The following is a 789-nucleotide window of genomic DNA, read 5'->3' on the forward strand; positions in this document are numbered from 1 at the left end:
CCAAGCGTTGTCTGCAAACTTGCCAAGGCCCGCGCCGATCTCAAGATCGAATTGGCTAAGCAATGCAGTACGAACAGCCGCGTCATCCACACCTTCTGGAATCTTCAGGGTATTCAATTCAGGTAAGCGATACTCTTCCGCAACAATGAGTTCAATACCCAGTACACTCAAACCTGCAACAAGCGCATTATGATGTTTCGCGTGGCGAGCCCAAGCATTTTCGAGGCCTTCCTCTTTCACCATAAGTAGCGACTCATGCAATGCATACAAGCTATTTACTGGTGCGGTGTGGTGATACGCACGCTTAGGTTGCGCTTCACTTTGTTCCCAATAAGCCATGACTAGTTTCAGATCTAAGAACCAAGAATCATTGGTGTGTTCACGGCTCTGGATTTTTGCGACGGCTTTTTCGCTAAAGCTAACGGGTGAAATACCAGGTACACAGGACAGACATTTTTGTGTGCCTGAGTAGATCGCATCAATACCCCAATCATCTACACGTAATTCAATACCTGCCAATGAGGTCACGGCATCAACAATCGTTAAGCAGTCATGCTTACGTGCGATTTCGCATAAGGTTTTAGCGTCTGAGCGAACGCCTGTTGATGTTTCAGCATGAACAAACGCAAGCATCGAAATACTATCATCTGCGGCAAGTGCTTCTTCTACTTTGGCTGGATCAACTTCTGTGCCCCAATCGAACTCGAGCGTGGTCACTTTAGCGCCGGCACGTTTAGCAACCTCAGTCATACGACCACCGAAGACACCATTGATGCACACTAATACGTG

Annotated in this window: 1 protein-coding gene; it reads right to left on the reverse strand. The window is 47.5% G+C overall.

Going from position 1 to position 789, the window contains the following annotated elements:
• A partial coding sequence (locus A3738_RS03955) for an alanine--glyoxylate aminotransferase family protein (RefSeq protein ID WP_156503935.1) occupies window positions 1-789 on the reverse strand: 789 nt, incomplete at both ends.

Source organism: Oleiphilus sp. HI0066, from assembly GCF_001635725.1.